We start from the raw sequence: 18,516 nt of genomic DNA, 5'->3' as shown, positions 1-18,516 counted from the left end.
TTCCGTTCGTCACCGCGACGCCGTCACGGTGAGGACCGTCTCCCGGACGTAGACGCGACCGTCCGACCCCACGTCACATTCGACGGTCCCGCTCGTCGCGCCGTCCTCCCACGCCTCGCCCTCGGTGACGAGGTAGTTCTCCCAGCCGCGGTCGAACACGGTGTTGAACTCGACGGTGACGCCGGTCGCGCTGGTGGCGTTTTTCGCGCCGGTCAGGTTCGTCGGATAGAGCACACGCGTGTGCTCCTGGTAGCCGGTGATCTGCACCGTCCCGGAGCCGTACCCCACGTTGATGCTCTCGTTCAGTCGGACGAACGAGAGGATGGCCGTCTCCTCGCGACAGACCATTCGCGGCTCGTTCTGGACGACGGCGACCCCGTCTGCCTGCGTGTTCCCACGGAGAGTCGCCCCGTTCTCGTAGACGATCCGTTCGCTGCTGCCCGACCCGGTGCCGAACTCTATCGACCCGGGATAGATATCGTAGACTGCCGGACTCGCCGTGCCGTCGTGCTCGACCGTCACGATCATCCGTGACTCGTTGCGGACGTAGAGCGACCCGTCGCTCAGATCGAGTTCGCTGGACCGTCGCGGTCCTTCTCCGCTCGCGAGGGCATCGAAGTTGTTCGCCAGGACGCTCAGCGCGAGTTCGGCGTTGTCGTCCTGTTCTGCCTGCTGGACGTTCTCCAGGACACCGATGCCGAATATCGAGACGAACCCGACGGCCGTGATGATGACCGCGAACGCGAGGACGAAGCCGATGACGTTACTCAGCGCGCGATCCGACTCCTCGAAATCACTGATTCCGTTCCCGTCGTTTCCCATCATGGTTCAGGTGGTGCTGTAGCTTCGAACGAAGTCGCGTTCGTACGGCCGTTGACAGTGTGTTCGATGACAATTCTGAGTGGCTCATTCTCTGGCCACGGATCAGGTTCCACGATCCCGACCGTTCCCAGTTGCCCCGGTCCGAACGTCGCCGGATTCGTAACCGAGGATCCTTCGGGAATGATGACTCCTCTTTCGGTGACCTCCGGATCGTACCTGATCCATTCGACGTAATTGTCGCCGTCGTCGTCGATGCCGACCCAGTCCGTCTCGAACGTCACCCCTGGCGTCGTCGCGTTGATATAGATGCCCGTAATTTCGATGTCGTAACTCGCCCACTGGTTTCGCATGTCGAACAGGATGCAATCCCCGCTACAACCGATGCTGAACCCACCTACCAATTCGAGCCCGGAGACGCTGATATTCCTGCTGACGTACGTCGACCGACCGTTGCCGTTCCGGTCGGTCACGTTCAGCGTGACGTTGTAGACGCCGGGCGAGTCGAAGTACTCCGAGTTTCCGCCGAGGACCGTCGTCTGCTGGCCGGTGCCGTTCCGGTCCCAGTTGCCGTCGTCGTCGAAGTCCCACCGGTAGTAGAGCTTCGAGTCGTCACCGTCGGGGTCGCTTGCGCCCGGAATCCCGTCGTCGTACGCCACGAACGTGATGTCGCTCCCGACGGACGGGTAAGATGGGTCGGTCCGGAAGGTAGCCACCGGTGGCACGTTCGTGACGCCGCCGTCGGTCGAGCCGAAGGTCTCCTCGCTGACGTTCTCTCCGATGCCGAGCTGGAGGCTCGCCCGGAGCGACGAGACTGCCCGGTCCGGACCGGCACGGGTTGCGATCCGGCTCGATCCCTCCGAGACGTACCGGAACCGGCCCTGTGTGCCCTGCGAGATTTCGATATTCGTCTCGTTCTGCAGTGGCACGTACTCCGTCAGCTCCGGCGTCACCGATTCCAGTATCACACAGCTCTCGGTCGTAATTGTCGGCACGTCACACTCCGACCCGTGTTCTATTCGGACGGAGTAACTCGATCCCGCGATCCGGTCGGGGTGGCTCGCCTGCATGCTGACGTCGGTCTTGCTGGCCTGCAACCCGTCGAGCATGGTCAACTCGTTGGCGATGTTGTTCCCGACCGACTCTAGCCCCTGCCGGACCGCGGTCTCTTGCTGGTCCGCGAGGTAGGAGTTGGCGGCGAACAACAGCGTGACGACCAGGAGGCTCGCGATGCCGATCGCCAGGACGTGGCTCACGTTGGCCGCGATCGCACGCCGGTCGTCGCTGAATCTGGGTCGCCTGCTCATGGGTAGATGCTCACGTTGTGTTGGCGGCTGTAGTCGATGCGATCCGACTGGTAGGTGACGGTCGCGTTCGCGATCCAGACCGCCGGCGTCGCACAGGGATCGTCACCCGGTGGTGCCACCGGCGGTGCCGGAGCCGTGCAGTCGTCGTACGGGAAGTCCGTCAGCGACAGGTCGTCGGCGTACTCGACCGATCTGTTCATCACGAGACTGAACTTTCCGACGACGCTGGCACCGCCTTCGACCTGGACGCCGTAGGGCGGCTCCAGCGTTCGTGACGGATCGCTCGTGTTGACGATGCCGCCGAACGAACACTCGGCGTTGAACGCCGATCCGGTCTTCAGCTCGACCAGCAGCCGGTCCTGTGTCGGACTACAGCTGGTCTCCGGCGGGTCCGGCGCAAAGTTTCGGACGGTGTCGACGAGCACGCTGTCGTTGGTCTCTTTCTCGACCCGAATCCGGGTGGTGTACCCCGTACTCTCGTTCGTGACGGTGACGACCATCGGATTCGTCTCGCTTCTCGTCACGTTCATGTTGACGACGAACCGGCCGATGTCGGCGTTGTCGTCGCCGTCAGACCGGTCGTTGACCACTGGACGCCAGTCACTGCTGTTGGTCGATGCGGGTGATACGATCCCGTCGTCCGTCACCTGGACCACCCGCTGGCCCCAGGTACTTCTCCCATCGGCGAACTCGATGTTCACCCAGGCGCCCTCGTCCCGGACTGTCGTCTGGGCCAACAGCTGGCTGTAGTTTCGGATACTGCTGTTGATCCGGGACGAGATCTGGTCCTGCGTCCGGAGCCGTGAGCGGTGATTCAGCCGGAGGACGATCTCGCGGACGTTCCGGACCGCCTCGGCGTCGAACCCCGTCGCCTCGTCGGCGACACCGACCGATTCGCTCCGGGCCACGTTCTCGGTCAACAGTACGGAGTTGACGACCACCGCGAGGCCGATGACGACCACGGCGATGGCGAGGCTCCCGACGAGCAGGAGTTGCGCCCTGTCGGATCGCTCCGGGTCGCGTAGTGTCACCATACTGTCACCCGTACCTTGACGACGTTGTAGACTGTGCCGTTGACGGCGTTCGGAATCGGATAGTAACTCGCCTCGCTGTTGGTCGCGTTCGTGTCGTACTGCCGGAGCCGTGCCCGCGACGAACTCGGCGCAGTCAGCGTCTGGTTGTCGTACAGCGTGACGACCTGCGAGACCGTCACCGCATCGTCGGACGGCTCACCACGGTACACCATCGTGATCGAGCGCGTACCGTTCGAGATGTTCTTCCGCTGATACTCGACCTCGATGTTGTACGTCTCGCCACGGGCGGTGAACACTTCCTCAAGCAGGACGCCCAACTCGCCGGGCGGCCGGCGATCCCCGTACCCGATCCGCGTGTTGATCGCACCCTGGAACGTCAGCGCGTCCGGCGACCAGTACCGCACGAGTTCGCTGAGTCCGAAGCTCTCGTTGGCCGCAACCGAGGTCAGGATGTCCTTGGCCTCCGCACGTGTGTCCGATTGCACGCGTTCGTCGATGGCACCGCCGGTCGTCGGCGTCACCGCGACCGACTGGACGGCGAACAACACCGCCGTGACGAGTACGAGCCCGGCGGTGAGCCCTTCGAGCGTGAACGCTTGCCCTCGTGTTTCCTTCATGTTACCACACCTTGACGATCAGTCGACAGCCCGGCTGGCACTTCTCGCTCCCCGCGATGGAGACGATCCGTGAGACCGAGCCGCTGGTCTCGTTGGCCCGGTCGCTCCCCATGGCGAGTGTCGTCCCGTCGTACCTGACGATTCGCCGTCCGTCGATCTCGCGAACGGTGACGTTGATGCTGGCCGTCGTCGCGAGCGCGAACCGCTCGCGAAACGTCGACTCGGGCTTTTGCATCGTATCGGCCAGCTGTGTCCCGTTCAGCGTGTTGTCGGCCGCCTCGACCGAGTGATTCTCGATCAGATTGCGCGCTAGACGGTCCGCCTGTGCCCGTTCGGCCGCGTCGACGCCCGCCGTGAACGGCGACAGGAAGTTCGGGAACAGCCCGAACACGAACACGACGACGATGAGGAAGATGCTGACGCCCAGGACGAAATCCTGTAGCGTCTGTCCCCGGTCGTCGCTCAGCAGTCCTTCGTCGCCCGACGGCTCCTGTCCTGTCTCGAATTCCATGACTTCTGAATCCCCCACTGTCGACACTCCGTTACCCCACCGCCATCCACGTGATGAGCGCGATCGTCGGCAGGATGACGGCGAATTTGACCCCCGAGATCAGGTCGACCTCGCGGATGTATCCCGCGATGAACGACGACAGGACCGCCTGCAGCGTCACCGCGTGGAAGAACAACACCGACAGCAGGCCGGTGTCGACGTTCGAGCCGAACTGGCCGCCACCAGCCGCCGCGGAACTGCTGCCCCCACTCCCGCCGACCTGATTGGCCAGGCCGGACATGACGTCGAGGAACTGCGTCTTCAGCAGTGCCATCACGCCCAGCAGGGTCAGGTAGGTCATGATGATGATGACCACCTGCATCCGCGTCCGGGACTTCCGGTCGCGGTCGATGTCGTCCTGATTCTCCGAGGCCTGTGCCGCCGTCGTCAGCACGTCCTCGATCTGACTCGACGCTTCCTGAGCCTTGCTGATGAGTTTGACGGTCCGCGCGAGCCGCGGGATGTGATACTTGTTGTTGAACTCCCGCAGCGCGTCTTTCAGGTTCGTCCCGTAGTTGACCTTCGCGTACATCGTCTCGAACTCGTCGGACAGTTTGCCCGAGGAGGTCTCGGAAACGACGTTCAGCGACTCCAAGAGCGTCATCCCGGTGTCGTTCGCACTGGAGAGTTTCCGGAGGTTCTCCGAGAGCTGGCTGACGACGCCCCGCCGCGAGCGAACGTTCCACTCGTAGAAGATCATCAGCGGGACGAAGTTGACGTACAGCGGGACGTAGAACCAGAAGAACGTCGAGCCGACCGGATTCTCGACGAACCCTTCCGGGGACAGCGGCGCGAACCCGTACAGCACGGCCAGCACGACCGCCACGAGGGAGATGGGAATCGTCAGTCCGAGGACGACCGTCGGGTTGTCCCGGAAGAAGATGTGTGGCCGCCGGAGGATCGAACTCAGTTCGTAGGATCGCTCGCGGCTCTTGATCTTCTCGAAGACCCCGTGGTCGCCGGTGTATTTCTCGACGAGGCCGAGGTTCAGCACATCCAGCCCTTCGCGGACGACCACGTCGTCGCGGCCACCCTCGGGCCGGAGGTACCCGTCACCGATCTCGTCTTGCGTGACCGTCGACACGAGCACCAGGAACCCGACCCCGGTCAGCGGGATCAGGCCGTAGACCGTACCGAGAAGCAGGAACTGCTGGGAGTTGCCCATCATCGACATGATGACGAGGATGATGATGAGCAGGAGGGGGAACAGCGAGAGGGTCATGTACATCTCGCCGAACAGTTCCATCGTCTCCAGCACCATCTCCTGTTCCTGCTTTGCCGTCCGCATGTGCTTCTCCTTCTGGTCCTCGAGGAAGCCGGTCATGTCACCCCCCGAGTCGACGATGGAGAGCATGTCCGTCAGGAACTGCGCCAGCTCGTCGCTGGGCGTCTGGAGCGCCTGGTTCCGGATCGCCGTCCGGTAGTCCGTGTCGAAGTACTCCGTCTCCAGCACGATGGACTGGAACTCCTTGGACACCTCGCCGTAGGTGTCGTCGGCGCGGGCCATCGCCTGCAGGATCTCCAGCTGGTTGAGCCCCCCGACCGACAGCGCGTACATGAACGAGATCGAATCGGACAGCAAGACGTTGATCTCGCGTTTGCGCGCCCCCGCACGGAAGTACGGGATCGAGACCATCGAGCCGAAGCCGATGCCGAAGCCGATCAGCCCGAACACGATGCCGGTGACGAACACCAGGAACGGGATCTTCAACTGCAACAGGATCGGCGGGATCTGGCTCTCGGCGAGGCCGAGCAACACCGGCGCGTCCGGCAGGAACAGGGCGAAGATGAGGTAGCCGAGCAGTGAGCCGACGATCCACAGCGTCACGCCGGCCAGCGCGCCGACGCCGAGGGCTCGCGAGAGGAACAGCTCGACGTTCTGTGGCATCCGGGCCTGGGCGAGTTTGTTCTCGACGCCGCTGACGAAGTCGCCCTCGCTGTCGAACAGCGACTCGTAGAGGGGATAGAACGTGTCCCCCAGCGTGCTGGTGCTACCGACTGTCTGCCCGCTTCGCGTGTCGAGGCTCATGTTAGTCCCCTTCCTCTGCTTCCGCGCCGGCTTTGGTCACGAACTGTCCGAAGTCGATCTCGGTGTCGTCTTCCTCCTCCTCGGTGGCGGGCACGTCCTCATCGGTCTCGATGCCCGACAGCGCCTTCACGATCTCCGGGGTGTCCATGCTCTTGTACCGGTCGAACAGCGGCGTGGCGTTGTCGAGGATGTTGCTCGTCTCCTCGCTGATCTCCTCGCCGGCGTCCGGCCGGGGGACCATCTCCTCTTTCTTGGGGTCGATGTTGATCTTGACCGACTCCATCTCCCGGAGGTCTTCGAGACTGTTCTCGAGTTGATCGTGGGCGATCAGCGTCAGGATCGTGTCGGGGTCGTTGATGAACGCCTGGATCGTCGCCGCCACCTGCTGGTAGGTGTTGATCCCGTTGTTGATGAGGTAAGCCAGGACGACCTTCCGCTTGAACAGTTCCTCGTCGAGTTTCTCCTGGTCCCACCCGCGGTCGAACTTGATCTCCTCCAGCGTGTTGGACTGGCCCATCTGGATGAACGTGTCCGTCTCGGCCTGCCACTGGTAGACGTCCCTGACGTTGATTTCGTCGTTCTCCGCGGAGTACTCGTTGATCTCGGTCAGGGTCTTGTTCCGACGGACCTTCCGGCCGCCCGTCCGGGTCTGGGTCTGGATACTGACCAGATCGAGCGCGGTAAACAGCGTCTTCGAGACGTTGATCGGCTCGGTCGTAAAGCGCTTGATGACCTCGCCCACCGAGTCGGCGTGGAACGTGGTGTAGGTGGTGTGCCCGGTCGACATGACCTGAAAGAGGGTCCGACCTTCCTCACCACGGATCTCACCCATGACGATGTAGTCGGGACGCTGACGCAGTGCGGCCTCCAGCAGGTCGAACTCGTCCACGTCGCCCGTGTCGTCCTCACCGAACGAGGGCCGGGTGACGCTGGCGACCCAGTTTCGCTGGGGCAGTTCGACCTCCCGGGTGTCCTCGATGGAGACGATCTTGGCGCTGGAGGGGATAAAGAGCGACACCGCGTTCAGGCTGGTCGTCTTCCCCGACGCCGTACCGCCCGCGAAGATGAGGCTCTTGTTGTTCTCGATACAGAGCCACAGGAAGGCCATCTCGTCGAGGCTGAAGGTGTTCCAGTTGATCAGGTCGATGGGCGTGAACGGCACGTCCTTGAACTGACGGATGGTGTAGTTGGTCCCGTGGTCGGACACCTCCCGACCCAGGGTTAGCTGGGCACGCGATCCGTCCGGGAGGGTGGCGTCGACCTGTGGCTGACGCTTGGAGATACCTTTGCCCGAGCGCTGGGCGAGTTTGACGACGAAGTCGTCGAGTTCCTCCTCGCCGTGTTCGACGTTGGAGATGATCTGCTCGTAGTCGGTGTGGTAGACGAACACCCGACTGTTGTACCCGTCACAGGACACGTCCTCCACGTTGATGTCGTGTTTGACCGGGTCGATCTTCGCGAACCCGATGAAGTTACGTTTGAGGACGTACAGCATCTTCTCGACCTGGTACTCGCTGAGCGTGTCGGGGTCCTCGTCGAGGATGGCGGGCTCGGGCCGGGCCTTGATGCCAGAGAGGTCACCCGACGGCGTGGTGGGCAAATCGACCTCCATCCCCATCATCTGCTTGAACTTGCCCATGGTTCCCAGGTCCGGCTCGACCGCGCCGTCCTCGCGCAACAGGTCGTACCGGTCGAGCAACCGCTGGGCCTCCCGCTGGATGACCTCGGCGCGGTCCTCCTCGCTCCCCTCCACGACCACGTCGTCTTCGGAGTACTTGATCGCCGTCCGGAGCTTGCCGGCGAGGAAGTCCTGTAGCTCCTCTTCTATCGGATTGAGGTGTGGCTCGATGACGTAGTACTTCTTCTCGTTTTCCTTCTTGGAGTGGAAGATGATGACGCAGGCGTAGGGCTTGTTCACCCAGTAGCGTTCGATCTCCTCGAAGTGGGATTTCTTCGATATCGGGACGGCCTTCTCCACGTCGTAGCGGTTGACGACCGTCGTCTTGCCGTCGACGGTCGAGAAGAACATGTCCTCGTCGAGATCCTCGTTGACGTTGACGGTCCGCTCCTCGACCATCTCGTCGAGTTCGGAGGCCAGCCCCTCGCCGAAACTCAGGACGCCCTCGGTCTTCTCGGGGTCGAACCCCAGGGCGTCGGCCGGGTCGAACTCCTTTTTCTCCCCGTCGCTCGTCGTCGGCGGCGTCCCGTCGGTGTAGTAGTACTCCTGCTTGTAATGTTCCCACTTGTAGGTGTCCTTGACGACGGGTGCCTTCGTCGGATCGAGAAACTGCTCGAAGGGCTCGTGTAGCCCCTTCGCGGCGCTCGCACCCTGGATCAGTTTGTCCTCCGTTTTCCGGGGATCGAACCCGAGAAACTCCGTGCGGTCGAACGGACCACCAGTGTGAAACTCGCGTCGGAAGTCCTCCCAGGTATACTCTCCGACTGTGGCACGTTCGACCCGAGCGAGTACCTCCTCCGCGTCGGCGCTGGATTCCTCGGCGTCGACGGGATCGGCATCGCCCCCCTCTTTGTCATCGGTTGCCATTGCTCATCACTCTGCTGTTACGAGGGAAAAAAGTTTATGTCCACATTACCAGCCGTAAGCCGACGTTACGACCGGCGGAGATGGCAACTAACCGACCGCTCGACCGATCTGTGGCTTTATTCCGGATTTCTAACAGGGGATTCCCGATCCCCCGGCAGACGGCGTACTGTGCCCGATACGTGTCAGTCTATGAACGATTCGATGCGGTTCAGTGCCGTTTTGAGGTCGTCCAGTCCCGTCGCGTACGACACGCGCAGGTGGCCGGACCCGCCCGCGCCGAACACGTCGCCGGGGACGACGGCGACTTTCTTCTCCTGGATCAACTCCTCGGCGAAGGCCTCGCTGTCGTCGGTCGGGCACTCGGGGAACGCGTAGAAGGCCCCGGAGGCCTCGAAGCAGTCGATACCCATCTCCGCGAAGCGCGAGAGGACGAAGTTCCGGCGGCGGTCGTACTGCTCGCGCATGTCGGCCACGTCGTCGTCGCAGTTCTCCAGCGCGTCCAGTGCCGCGTGCTGGGCGGTCGTCGGCGCCGACAGCATCGTGTACTGGTGGACGCGGTTCATCGCCCCGATGGCCTCGGGTGGCCCCATCGCGTAGCCCAGCCGCAACCCCGTCATGGCGTAGGCCTTCGAGAACCCGTTGAACACGACGGTCCGCTCGCGCATCCCCGGGAGCGTCGCGATGGACGTGTGGTCGTGTTCGTAGGTCAGCGCCGCGTAGATCTCGTCGGCAAGCACGATCAGGTCGTGTTCGCGACAGAAGGCGGCGACTTCCTCGAGTTCGTCGCCGGTCATCGTCGCCCCGGTCGGGTTGTTCGGGTAACAGTAGACCAGCGCGTCGGCCTCCTGTGCGCCCGCGTCCTCCAGCACCTCTCGGGTCAGCTTGAACTCGTCTTCGGCCCGAGTCGGCACTGGCAGTGGCTCTCCGCCGGAGAAGATGACGCCGGGGACGTAGGAGATGTAACTCGGCTGGGCCACCGCCACGGTGTCGCCGGGGTCGACCAGCGCCCGCATGGCCAGGTCGATCCCCTCGCTGGCCCCGGTCGTGACGATGACCTCGTCGTCCGGGTCGTACTCCAGCCCGTAGTTCTCGGCCTGGTGGTCGGCGATGGCCTCGCGGAGTTCCCGCTTCCCACGGTTGGCGGTGTAGGAGGTTTCGCCCCGTTCCAGCGAGGCGATGGCGGCGTCGCGGGCGCTCCAGGGGGCCGAGAAGTCCGGTTCGCCCACGCCCAGCGAGATGAGGTCGTCCATCTCCTCTGCGAGTTCGAAAAAGCGCCGGATGCCCGACGGCGGCACGCCGTCGACGCGATCTGACACCTGCATGGTTACGGGGACACGGAGAGGCGGTCGTCGTCGTCGCCGTCGCCGAAGACGATGCCCCGCTCCTTGTAGGACTCCATGACGTAGTGGGTCACCGTCTGGGTGATCTCGGGGACGGGCGCGACCTTCTCGCTGATGAACCGCGAGACCTCGCTCATGGAGTCGCCCTCGACCTCCATGTCGAAGTCGTAGTCGCCGCTCACCAGCCGGAGGCCCTCGACCTCGGGGAACTTCGCCAGCCGTTCGGCGATGTCGGCGTAGCTGGTCTCGCGGTCCAGCGTGACGTTGAGTTCCACCAGCGCGCGCACGCGCTCGTCTTCCAGTTTGCTGTAGTCGAGAACCGCCTGGTAACCTGCGATGACGCCGTCGGCCTCTAACTCTGCGATCACGTCCTCGACGTCGGCTGGGTCGAGGTCGGTCTGGCGCGCCATGTCCTCGGCGGAGTAGCGCGCGTTCTCCCGGAGCAAGGCCAGTATCTCGGCGCGACTGCTCATACCTAACCCCACCAGAGCGCGGACTAAAGACTTGCTATCGACCGGTCGAACCCGGTCGCCGTCCTCGCTTCCGTCGGGACCTCGACAGCGAATACCGTTCCTAGCTTTAAGCCACCCTCGTCCGTAGCGGTGTCTCAGTTACATGCAGAGCGACACACGGGCCGACAGCGGCTGGGGATTCGTCGCGGACCACGACTCCATGGCGACGATCATCGACACGCTCCTCGACCTCGACCCCGAGGAGACCTACACCCGCTCGGAACTGGCCGACGAGACCGGCATCGCCCTGAAGACCCTCCACCTGATGGACGACGTGGACGGCGTCGTCGACCTCGGGATGCTCGACAAGCACCACCCCGAGGACGAGGAAGTCTACTACACGGTCAACGCCGATAGTCCGGTTCTCGAAGCCGCCCGAGAGTTCGAGCGCGCGGTCGAGGCGAACCGCTAGTCCTGCCCGCGCAACTCCGTCCGGCGGATCTTGCCGGTCGTGGTCTGTGGCAGTTCGTCGACGAACTCGATCTCGCGGGGGTACTCGTACTCGGCCAGCCGATCCCGAACTAACTCGCGAATCTCGGCCCGGAGCGCGTCCGACCCCGCGACGCCGGCCGCGGGTTCGACGTAGGCCTTGATGATCTCCCCGCGGGTCTCGTCGGGAACGCCGACGACGCCGACCTGTGCCACGTCGTCGTGTTCGAGGATCGCCTCCTCGACCTCCATCGGACCGACCCGGTACCCGGCGGTGATGATCACGTCGTCCTTGCGCGATTTGAACCAGATGTACCCCTCCTCGTCGCGCTCGGCCAGATCGCCGGTCAGGAACCACTCGCCGACCTGCTTGGCCGCCGTCTTCTCGGGCAGGCCCAGATACTCGTCGAAGAAGACCGACCGGTCGTGTGGGCGGACGGCGATCTCGCCGGTCTCGCCCCGCGGCAGGCGCTCGATCTCGCCCGCGTCGGCGGCCTCGGGATCGAGGATCGCCACGTCGTAGCCCGGGAGCGGCTTGCCCATGCTCCCCGGTCTGGTCTCGAACCAGCCCGTGGAGTTGGCGACCACGAGGTTGAGTTCGGTCTGACCGTAATACTCGTTGACCGCCACGCCGTCGAGTTCCTCGTCGGCCCAGTCGAGGATCTCGGGCGTCAGCGGTTCGCCCGCGGCGGCGACGGTCTCCAGCGAGAGGTCGTACTGTTCGGTCGGATTCGCCACGTCCATCAGCAGTCGCAACGCCGTCGGCGGCATGAACGACTGGGTCACGTCGAACTGCTCCAGCAACTCGAAGGCCGCCGCCGGGTCGAACTTCTCCGAGGGGTACGCCACCATCGTCCCGCCGTGGTGCCAGGTGGCAAAGAGCGTCCCGCCCAAGGCCGACCCCCACGCCCAGTCCGAGGGCGTCCAGACCGTCGCCTCGGGACCGAGGCCCCGATCCATGTAGTTGTACGACGCCGCCGCCCGACCGAGCCAGAGCGCGTGGGAGTGGAGGACACCCTTCGGCGGGCCCGTCGAGCCGCTCGTGTAGAGGATGGCGCTCTCGGTGTCCGGCGTCGCGTCGTAGGCGTCGACCGACGCGCTGGAGTCGGCCAGCACGTCCTCGAAGGCCACGGCGTCGCCTGTCGCCGTCTCCGTCTCGATCTCGATCACGTGATCCAGGGCCGGGCAGTCCCGGCGGGCCTCGTCGATCTCCTCGCGGACCGCCGGGTCGACGACGACGGCTTTCGCGTCGGCGTCGGCCAGTCGGTACTGGAGTGCGTCGGGACCGTAGAGAACGGAGAGTGGCACCGACAGCGCACCGAGCTTCCAGTTGGCCAGGTGCGTGATCGGGTTCTGTGGCTTCTGTGGCACGATGACGCCGACCCGATCCCCGGGGCCGACGCCCAGGTCCCGGAGACCCGCGGCGAGGCGGTCGGATCGCTCGTCCAGGTCCCGGAACGTGTAGGAGGCTCGCTCGCCATCGGGCGTCAGGTACTCGAGCGCCGTCCGCTCGGGGTCGTCGTGTTTGCGGAGAAAGTCGACTGCTGGGTTGAACTCGTCGGGTAAGTCCCACTCGAACTCCTCGCGCGCGGTCGCGCGGGACTCGAAATCCGGCATGACGCTCCAGGGCATGCTCGAACCGTCACCGTCCATCCCGTTTCACCTTTCGGTTGCCACGAACCGAGTCACAGCGGGAGCAGACTCGACCCGTCCACGGGGCGGAGCGCGCTCGCTTCCACGTCCACGCCGGAACTGTAGTGGACCAGCGGCTCTCCCGCCGGTTCGTCGAACCCGTTGGCGGCGAACAGGTCGTTCTCGCGGACTTCCAGCGCCGCGCCCTGGAGCGGCCAGGGTGGATGCTCGACCGGGCCGACGTACACCCGGCCGCCGTCGTCGGCCACGTAGAAGCGATACCGCTCGGTGAGGAAGTGTTCGAGCGACCCCGGGTCGGGTTCGGACGGGTCGCCCGTCGGCCGGTAGGTGGCGTCGAAGCCGGCCATCGGGACGCCGGGGTGGACCCGACCGCTCCGGAGTCGGAACCCGTCGGCCGACTCGGCCAGGTCCATCTCCGCCCGGTAGTAGGGCAGTTCGAAGAACTGGCGGGCGACGGTCACGCCCAGCCAGTCGTCGGCGTCGAGATTGAAGAAGTAGATGCCCGGCCCGTCCGGGCCGTCGACGTAGGTCCGGAGATTCAACTCGGGGAACGAGAGGCCGACCGGCGCGCCGCGGGGCCGGATCGACTCCATCTGGAACCCGATCACGCCGAGGTACGCCTCGCCGTCGAACGTGTCGGCCGAGAGTCCGTCGGGGAGCTTCGCGTCGACGACCGCCGGGTCGACGCTCCAGTGTGCGAAGAGGACGTCCGCCCAGCGCATCGCCAGCAGTGACGGCGCGTTCATGCCCGGGCGTAGGGTCTCGACGCGTTTCGACCTGTCGGCTGGGGGAACCGGAACGGATTTGTCGTTCGGTTTTGCCTCTCCGACGATGAGCTATCTCCTCTGGGCACTCCTGGCGTTGCTCGCGTACAGTCTGGTCGCACCGCTGGCGAAGGTCGCGACGGCGGAGATTCCGAGTACGGTGGTGCTTCTGATCTCCAACGGGATGCTCGTGGTGGTCGCGACGGGCGTCGTCGTCGCCACCGACACCCCCGTCCTCCAGTACCTCTCTCACGACCGGGCGGTCTACGCCTACGCCGCGGGGCTCGCGCTCGCGGTCGGCATCCTCGCGTACTACCGGGCGCTGGCGGCCGGCCCGGTCAGCGTCGTCGTCCCGATCTTCGGCCTGTTCATCGTCACGAGTTCCGTCCTCGGGATCGCGTTCCTCGACGAGTCCCTGACCGCCAGGAAAGTCCTGGGGATCGCGCTGGCGGTCGCGGCGGTGTACCTGACCGCCGTCGAGTGACTCGACCCTTTTTGTCCGGCACGGCCGTACCACCGCCCGTCATGGTCGCACTCGACTCCGAAGACGACGCCATCCAGCGGGGCGAACCGGCACCCGACTTCGAGTTGCCCGGCGCGGACGGCGAGACGTACTCGCTGTCGGACTTCGCCGACCGCGAGGCCCTGCTGGTGGTGTTCACCTGCAACCACTGCCCGTACGCACAGGCCAAGTTCGACGAGCTGAACCACCTCGCCAGTCATTACGACGACCTCGCCGTCGTCGGGATCAACCCCAACGACGCCGAGGAGTATCCCGACGACTCCTTCGAGGCGATGCAGGACCTCGTCGACGACGGCACCATCCAGTACGACGCCTACCTCCGCGACGAGAGCCAGGCCGTCGCTCGCGAGTACGGCGCGGTCTGTACGCCCGATCCGTTCCTGTTCGAACGTACTGGAGACGATTTCGAGCTGGTCTATCACGGCCGCATCGACGACGCGCTGAATCCCGACGACGAACCGACCGAGATGGAGATGCGCGATATCGTTGACCGACTGCTGGCCGGCGAGACGATCGACGACGAGTTCAAACCGTCGCGGGGCTGTTCGATCAAGTGGAGCGAGGAGTGAGCGTCACAGAGCCGCCGCTGTCGGGTATCGGTCGGACCTGAGCGGCGACGAACTAGCGTCGGTTCGCGGGTGTGACGCGATGGTCACACCGGAGCGGTGCGCCGATCATTCGGTCATCGCGGCGGTGCCGGTCGGAGCGCCCTCACCGCCGGTCGGGGCGGCGAGCTTGTAGACGCCGTAGCAGCCCCAGACCAGCAGGCCGAGGCCGATCAGCGTCGCCCTGATCTCGACCGGGATCGTCGGGGCCGCGATCACGTCGCCGGCTTCGTTGGTCACGGGAACCGGACTGGGGTTCCCGACGAACGTCTCGATCAGACCGAGGACGACGGTGCCGATGACGATCAGCGAGCCACCGACGAGCATCGCCGCCCTGTCAGCCGCGGACATCGTGGGTGTGTCTGTCATATCCTGTCACCTCGTTAGCCGAGCAGGTACTTCAGGCGCGGGTGGTTCTGGACCAGGTCCCAGTTCTCGACGTACCGGTCGAGGCCCATGATCCGGCCCGCGCCGAGGACGATCAGCGTCACGAACAGCAGCAGGCCCATCAGGTCGCCGTTGACGAACCCGTGGCTGAAGCCGGCGTTCCCGAGGTAGAAAAAGGCCATCAGGAACGCGCCCCAGAAGGCCGCGAACCTGACGAGAACCCCGAGGAGCAGGGCCAGCCCGATCAGCGTCTCGCCGAGCGGGATCATGAAGTTCACGAACCACGCGGCGTTGTTGCCGAACCAGACGGTGATCGGGGCCACGACGGTCCCCTGGGTCGCGCCGGTCAGCCAGCCGGTCGCGGTGAACGGCTCGGCGCTCGTCCAGAGGTTCGCGTACTTGGTGATCCCTGCGTGGAAGAACCACCAGCCGGTCAGGAGTCGCAGCATGGCGACCCAGTAGCCGGCCCAGGTCCCCGACAGCTCCAGCGAGACGCCCTCGCCGAGGACGTTCCGGGTGTCGACGTTCGTTGCCATTGTTGTAGCACCTCTACAGGTGAACCTACACGGCCAGTATATATCAAACGAATATGGCATTTTCAGCACGTTGGAATCCCGCGACGTTCCGGCCAGATCGAACGAATACGGTAAATTCCGTCCCGAATACGTTCGGATGCTGCTCGTCACTGGCCGCGACGCCGGAGCGACTATACGGATCGTCACTGAACGGTGACATATGTCACTCGATCTCGACGCGACGTTCGGGACGACCAGTCCGGTCGTCGGCATGGTCCACCTCCCACCGCTCCCCGGATCGCCGGAGTACGACCCCGACGGGGGTCGCGAGGCCGTGCTGGAACGCGCCCGGACCGATGCTCGCGCGCTCGCCGACGGCGGCGTCGACGGCCTGATCGTCGAGAACTACGGTGACGCGCCGTTCCACGCCGAGGACGTGCCCCACCACGTCGTCGCCGGGATGACGCGTGCGGCAACGGCGGTCACGGAGACCGTCGACTGCCCCGTCGGGATCAACGTCCTCCGGAACGACGCGACTGCGGCGCTATCGGTCGCGGCGGCGGTCGACGCGGCCTTCGTTCGCGTGAACGTCCACACCGGCGCGCGCGTCACCGATCAGGGACTCGTCGAGGGCCGGGCCGCGGAGACTATGCGCCTGCGCGAGCGCATCGACGCCGACGTGGCCGTGCTGGCGGACGTGGCGGTCAAACACTCCGCACCGCTCGGTGAGCGGGACCTCGGCGCGGCAGTCGCCGACGCGATAGGTCGGGGCCGCGCGGACGGACTCGTCGTCTCCGGTCCGGCGACCGGGTCGGTGACCGACGCCGACGACTTGCGGACCGTCGCGGCCGCCCGCGACGACACCGACCCGGACGTGCCCGTGTTCGTCGGGAGCGGGGTCACCGCCGACTCGGTGGCGGAGCTCCTGTCGGTCGCAGACGGTGCCATCGTCGGGACGGCCCTGAAAGAAGACGGGGAGACGACGAATCCGGTCGATCCCGAACGGGTAGCCGCGCTCGTCGCCGCCCGGGACGAGGGATAGCCCCCGATCCGGTAGGCGACCAAAGCGTTTAGTCGCCGCCACGAGCAGAAGTCGGGGTGAAGCGTCCGCTGGGGTACCTCTCGTTGCTCGCCGCCGTCGGCTGTGGCGTGGCGGCCGCCGTGATCGGTCGAACGTCGCCGCTCGGGACGGTCGCGGGACTCGAACTCGCCGCGGTCGCAGTGAAACTGCTGTCGGTGCTGGCCGTCGTCCTCGCTGGATTCGGCTTCTACCTGCTGGTCGCGGGGTCGATGTCGCGGTTCGGCGCGAGCAAACGCCGCCAGCACGACGTGCGCGGCGTCCTGCGACTGGCCTTCGGCGCCGGGACGCTGGTGGCGGTGCTGGGCGTCCTCACCGAGCAGTGGGTCGGCCTGCTGTTCTCGCTCGGTGTCGTCGGGTTCGCGGTCACGTTCGCGCTCCAGCAACCCCTCTTTTCGCTTTTGGGCTGGATCTACATCATGCTCAAGCGGCCCTACCAGGTCGGGGACCGGGTCGCCATCGAGGACTCGAAGGGCGACGTGGTCGAAGTCTCCTTTCTCGTGACGACGCTGTGGGAGATCGACGGCGAACTGGTCTCCTCGAACCAGCCCTCGGGCCGGATCATCACCCTGCCAAACAGCGTCGTCCTCTCCAGCCACGTCAAGAACTACACGCGCGAGGAGTTCCCCTACGTCTGGAACGAGCTGACGATACAGGTGGCCTACGAGACGGATCTGGCGTTCGCCCGGGAGACGATGGCCGGCGTCGCCGACGACTTTCTGGGCGACCAGATGGCCGACCGCATCGCCACGTATCGGGAGCGACTGGACGAGACGCCCGTCGAACTGGAGGTCCAGGACCGCCCGTCGGTCAACGTCGTCCAGCAGGAGTCGTGGGTGGAGCTTCGGCTCCGGTATCTGGTCGATCCGAAGCGCGGCCAGCGGACGCGAAACCAGCTCTACGAACGCGTCCTGGCGGCGTTCAACGAACACCCCGACCGGGTGGACTTCCCGCTCGGGCGCAACCGATAGGTGCCGCGGCTGGCACCCGAGGACCAGCTCTTTTGCCTGGGCCCGCCGAATCCCGGAGCATGGCCGACATTCTGCCCGACGCCACCGCCGCGTTCGCCCGCGAAATCGGTCCCGAACCCGACGGCGTAATCGAGGAAATGGACGCGCAGGCCGAGAGCGAGGGCTTTCCGACCGTCGGCCCCGAAGTCGGGGGCTGGCTCCAGTTGCTGGCTCGCGTGGTCGACGCCCGACGGGTCTTCGAGTTCGGCTCCGGGTTCGGCTACTCGGCGTACTGGTTCGCCCGCGCGCTCCCCGACGACGGCGAGATCGTCCTCACCGAGATCGACGCGGACGAACTCGACCAGGCCCGCGAGTACATGCGCCGCGGTGGGTTCGACGACCTGGCCAGCTACGAACTCGGCGACGCCATCGAGACGGTCGACGTGTACGACGGGCCGTTCGACGCCGTGCTGATCGACAACGAGAAACACCGCTACCGCGAGGCCTTCGAGGCTGTCCGTCCGAAGGTTCCCGAGGGTGGGGTCGTGATCGCGGACAACGCCGTGACTGCGAGTCCCATCGACTTCGAGGCGCTGTCGGCGCTGGTGCGGGGCGACGATCCGGGCGAGGTTGACGAACACACGGCGGGCGTCGCGGACTATCTCGGTGCGGTCGGCGACGATCCGGCCTTCGAGACGGCGCTGATTCCACTCGGGGAGGGGATTGCCGTGAGTCTCCGGGTTGACTGACGGGCCGTGGTTTCGCCGCGCAGACGTTACAGCATTTGATATTCGCTGGGTATCAGTTATATACGGCCGACCGGAAGGATTCGCTACCTCGGGGTCTCACATGAGCGAGT

The 18,516-nt window shown here is 65.1% G+C and carries 19 protein-coding genes; 6 read left to right on the top strand and 13 right to left on the bottom strand.

The features are described from left to right. Window positions 1-9: 9 nt before the first annotated feature. From ACOZ4N_RS08155 to ACOZ4N_RS08115, 9 genes are all read right to left on the bottom strand, one after another. Complete coding sequence (locus tag ACOZ4N_RS08155; protein WP_424019431.1) at window positions 10-825, bottom strand: DUF7289 family protein; 816 nt, start codon at window positions 823-825, stop codon at window positions 10-12. Next, a complete protein-coding gene (locus tag ACOZ4N_RS08150) occupies window positions 822-2,126 on the bottom strand; it encodes a PKD domain-containing protein (protein ID WP_424019430.1) in 1,305 nt (434 codons plus the stop codon). Before ACOZ4N_RS08150 ends, ACOZ4N_RS08155 begins: the two co-directional genes overlap by 4 nt. Further along, window positions 2,123-3,160, bottom strand: a complete 1,038-nt coding sequence (locus tag ACOZ4N_RS08145; protein WP_424019429.1) for a DUF7261 family protein — start codon at window positions 3,158-3,160, stop codon at window positions 2,123-2,125. Before ACOZ4N_RS08145 ends, ACOZ4N_RS08150 begins: the two co-directional genes overlap by 4 nt. After that, window positions 3,154-3,777 carry a DUF7288 family protein gene (locus ACOZ4N_RS08140; protein WP_424019428.1) on the bottom strand — a complete coding sequence of 208 codons (624 nt, stop codon included), beginning with the start codon at window positions 3,775-3,777 and terminating at the stop codon, window positions 3,154-3,156. The genes ACOZ4N_RS08145 and ACOZ4N_RS08140 overlap by 7 nt, the downstream gene beginning before the upstream one ends. 1 nt (window position 3,778) lies before the next feature. Further along, on the bottom strand, window positions 3,779-4,306 hold the full coding sequence (locus tag ACOZ4N_RS08135) for a DUF7287 family protein (RefSeq protein ID WP_424019427.1): 528 nt from the start codon (window positions 4,304-4,306) through the stop codon (window positions 3,779-3,781). 13 nt (window positions 4,307-4,319) lie between these two features. Then, entirely contained in the window at window positions 4,320-6,356 is a 2,037-nt protein-coding gene (locus ACOZ4N_RS08130; protein WP_424019426.1) for a type II secretion system F family protein, read from the bottom strand. 1 nt (window position 6,357) lies between these two features. Then, window positions 6,358-8,901 carry a type II/IV secretion system ATPase subunit gene (locus ACOZ4N_RS08125; RefSeq protein WP_424019425.1) on the bottom strand — a complete coding sequence of 848 codons (2,544 nt, stop codon included), beginning with the start codon at window positions 8,899-8,901 and terminating at the stop codon, window positions 6,358-6,360. Window positions 8,902-9,083: 182 nt separating this feature from the next. Beyond that, on the bottom strand, window positions 9,084-10,223 hold the full coding sequence (locus ACOZ4N_RS08120) for a pyridoxal phosphate-dependent aminotransferase (RefSeq protein ID WP_424019424.1): 1,140 nt from the start codon (window positions 10,221-10,223) through the stop codon (window positions 9,084-9,086). 2 nt (window positions 10,224-10,225) lie between these two features. Next, window positions 10,226-10,714, bottom strand: a complete 489-nt coding sequence (locus ACOZ4N_RS08115; RefSeq protein WP_424019423.1) for an Lrp/AsnC family transcriptional regulator — start codon at window positions 10,712-10,714, stop codon at window positions 10,226-10,228. Between the two features lie 142 nt (window positions 10,715-10,856). On the opposite strand from ACOZ4N_RS08115, the gene ACOZ4N_RS08110 reads away from it, so the two are divergent. Then, a complete protein-coding gene (locus tag ACOZ4N_RS08110) occupies window positions 10,857-11,165 on the top strand; it encodes a hypothetical protein (protein WP_424019422.1) in 309 nt (102 codons plus the stop codon). Here ACOZ4N_RS08110 and ACOZ4N_RS08105 read toward each other — a convergent pair. Then, the gene (locus tag ACOZ4N_RS08105; RefSeq protein ID WP_424019421.1) at window positions 11,162-12,814 is read right to left on the bottom strand and encodes an acyl-CoA synthetase; all 1,653 of its coding nucleotides are present in this window, start codon (window positions 12,812-12,814) and stop codon (window positions 11,162-11,164) included. The two genes, ACOZ4N_RS08110 and ACOZ4N_RS08105, sit on opposite strands and share 4 nt — an antisense overlap. A 53-nt stretch (window positions 12,815-12,867) precedes the next feature. After that, window positions 12,868-13,581 carry a YqjF family protein gene (locus ACOZ4N_RS08100; RefSeq protein ID WP_424019420.1) on the bottom strand — a complete coding sequence of 238 codons (714 nt, stop codon included), beginning with the start codon at window positions 13,579-13,581 and terminating at the stop codon, window positions 12,868-12,870. Between the two features lie 85 nt (window positions 13,582-13,666). Between ACOZ4N_RS08100 and ACOZ4N_RS08095 the strand changes: the two genes are divergently transcribed. Further along, entirely contained in the window at window positions 13,667-14,083 is a 417-nt protein-coding gene (locus tag ACOZ4N_RS08095; RefSeq protein WP_424019419.1) for an EamA family transporter, read from the top strand. 41 nt (window positions 14,084-14,124) lie between these two features. Next, window positions 14,125-14,691 (top strand): thioredoxin family protein, encoded by a 567-nt coding sequence (locus tag ACOZ4N_RS08090; protein WP_424019418.1) that lies wholly within the window; start codon window positions 14,125-14,127, stop codon window positions 14,689-14,691. A 105-nt stretch (window positions 14,692-14,796) separates the two neighbouring features. Here the strand turns inward: ACOZ4N_RS08090 and ACOZ4N_RS08085 are convergent, their stop codons facing one another. Together ACOZ4N_RS08085 and ACOZ4N_RS08080 are read right to left on the bottom strand one after the other, a co-directional pair. Further along, complete coding sequence (locus ACOZ4N_RS08085) at window positions 14,797-15,096, bottom strand: hypothetical protein (RefSeq protein WP_424019417.1); 300 nt, start codon at window positions 15,094-15,096, stop codon at window positions 14,797-14,799. Between the two features lie 14 nt (window positions 15,097-15,110). After that, a complete protein-coding gene (locus ACOZ4N_RS08080) occupies window positions 15,111-15,650 on the bottom strand; it encodes a DoxX family membrane protein (RefSeq protein WP_424019416.1) in 540 nt (179 codons plus the stop codon). Between the two features lie 199 nt (window positions 15,651-15,849). Here ACOZ4N_RS08080 and ACOZ4N_RS08075 point away from each other — a divergent pair, with 199 nt between their 5' ends. From ACOZ4N_RS08075 to ACOZ4N_RS08065, 3 genes are read left to right on the top strand one after another with little or no spacing between them, the layout of a single operon-like run. Then, window positions 15,850-16,671: a BtpA/SgcQ family protein gene (locus ACOZ4N_RS08075; RefSeq protein WP_424019415.1), complete on the top strand. Its 822-nt coding sequence runs from the start codon at window positions 15,850-15,852 to the stop codon at window positions 16,669-16,671. Window positions 16,672-16,727: 56 nt separating this feature from the next. Beyond that, window positions 16,728-17,678 (top strand): mechanosensitive ion channel family protein, encoded by a 951-nt coding sequence (locus tag ACOZ4N_RS08070; protein ID WP_424019414.1) that lies wholly within the window; start codon window positions 16,728-16,730, stop codon window positions 17,676-17,678. Window positions 17,679-17,737: 59 nt separating this feature from the next. Further along, window positions 17,738-18,406, top strand: a complete 669-nt coding sequence (locus ACOZ4N_RS08065; protein WP_424019413.1) for an O-methyltransferase — start codon at window positions 17,738-17,740, stop codon at window positions 18,404-18,406. Window positions 18,407-18,516 lie beyond the last annotated feature (110 nt).

This window comes from Halorientalis pallida, assembly GCF_049605515.1.
Lineage (GTDB): Archaea > Halobacteriota > Halobacteria > Halobacteriales > Haloarculaceae > Halorientalis > Halorientalis pallida_A.
The sequence above is the reverse complement of the archived record's forward strand: the minus strand, read 5'-3'. Positions and strand labels throughout refer to the sequence as shown.

What these genes read in the sequence shown, in the direction of transcription:
- ACOZ4N_RS08090 (WP_424019418.1), top strand. Translation starts at nt 14,125, where the DNA reads ATGGTCGCACTCGACTCCGAAGACGACGCCATCCAGCGGGGCGAACCG.
- ACOZ4N_RS08130 (WP_424019426.1), bottom strand. Translation starts at nt 6,356, where the DNA reads ATGAGCCTCGACACGCGAAGCGGGCAGACAGTCGGTAGCACCAGCACG.
- ACOZ4N_RS08095 (WP_424019419.1), top strand. Translation starts at nt 13,667, where the DNA reads ATGAGCTATCTCCTCTGGGCACTCCTGGCGTTGCTCGCGTACAGTCTG.
- ACOZ4N_RS08085 (WP_424019417.1), bottom strand. Translation starts at nt 15,096, where the DNA reads ATGACAGACACACCCACGATGTCCGCGGCTGACAGGGCGGCGATGCTC.
- ACOZ4N_RS08155 (WP_424019431.1), bottom strand. Translation starts at nt 825, where the DNA reads ATGATGGGAAACGACGGGAACGGAATCAGTGATTTCGAGGAGTCGGAT.
- ACOZ4N_RS08065 (WP_424019413.1), top strand. Translation starts at nt 17,738, where the DNA reads ATGGCCGACATTCTGCCCGACGCCACCGCCGCGTTCGCCCGCGAAATC.
- ACOZ4N_RS08100 (WP_424019420.1), bottom strand. Translation starts at nt 13,581, where the DNA reads ATGAACGCGCCGTCACTGCTGGCGATGCGCTGGGCGGACGTCCTCTTC.
- ACOZ4N_RS08150 (WP_424019430.1), bottom strand. Translation starts at nt 2,126, where the DNA reads ATGAGCAGGCGACCCAGATTCAGCGACGACCGGCGTGCGATCGCGGCC.
- ACOZ4N_RS08080 (WP_424019416.1), bottom strand. Translation starts at nt 15,650, where the DNA reads ATGGCAACGAACGTCGACACCCGGAACGTCCTCGGCGAGGGCGTCTCG.
- ACOZ4N_RS08105 (WP_424019421.1), bottom strand. Translation starts at nt 12,814, where the DNA reads ATGCCCTGGAGCGTCATGCCGGATTTCGAGTCCCGCGCGACCGCGCGC.
- ACOZ4N_RS08075 (WP_424019415.1), top strand. Translation starts at nt 15,850, where the DNA reads ATGTCACTCGATCTCGACGCGACGTTCGGGACGACCAGTCCGGTCGTC.
- ACOZ4N_RS08145 (WP_424019429.1), bottom strand. Translation starts at nt 3,160, where the DNA reads ATGGTGACACTACGCGACCCGGAGCGATCCGACAGGGCGCAACTCCTG.
- ACOZ4N_RS08125 (WP_424019425.1), bottom strand. Translation starts at nt 8,901, where the DNA reads ATGGCAACCGATGACAAAGAGGGGGGCGATGCCGATCCCGTCGACGCC.
- ACOZ4N_RS08140 (WP_424019428.1), bottom strand. Translation starts at nt 3,777, where the DNA reads ATGAAGGAAACACGAGGGCAAGCGTTCACGCTCGAAGGGCTCACCGCC.
- ACOZ4N_RS08115 (WP_424019423.1), bottom strand. Translation starts at nt 10,714, where the DNA reads ATGAGCAGTCGCGCCGAGATACTGGCCTTGCTCCGGGAGAACGCGCGC.
- ACOZ4N_RS08120 (WP_424019424.1), bottom strand. Translation starts at nt 10,223, where the DNA reads ATGCAGGTGTCAGATCGCGTCGACGGCGTGCCGCCGTCGGGCATCCGG.
- ACOZ4N_RS08110 (WP_424019422.1), top strand. Translation starts at nt 10,857, where the DNA reads ATGCAGAGCGACACACGGGCCGACAGCGGCTGGGGATTCGTCGCGGAC.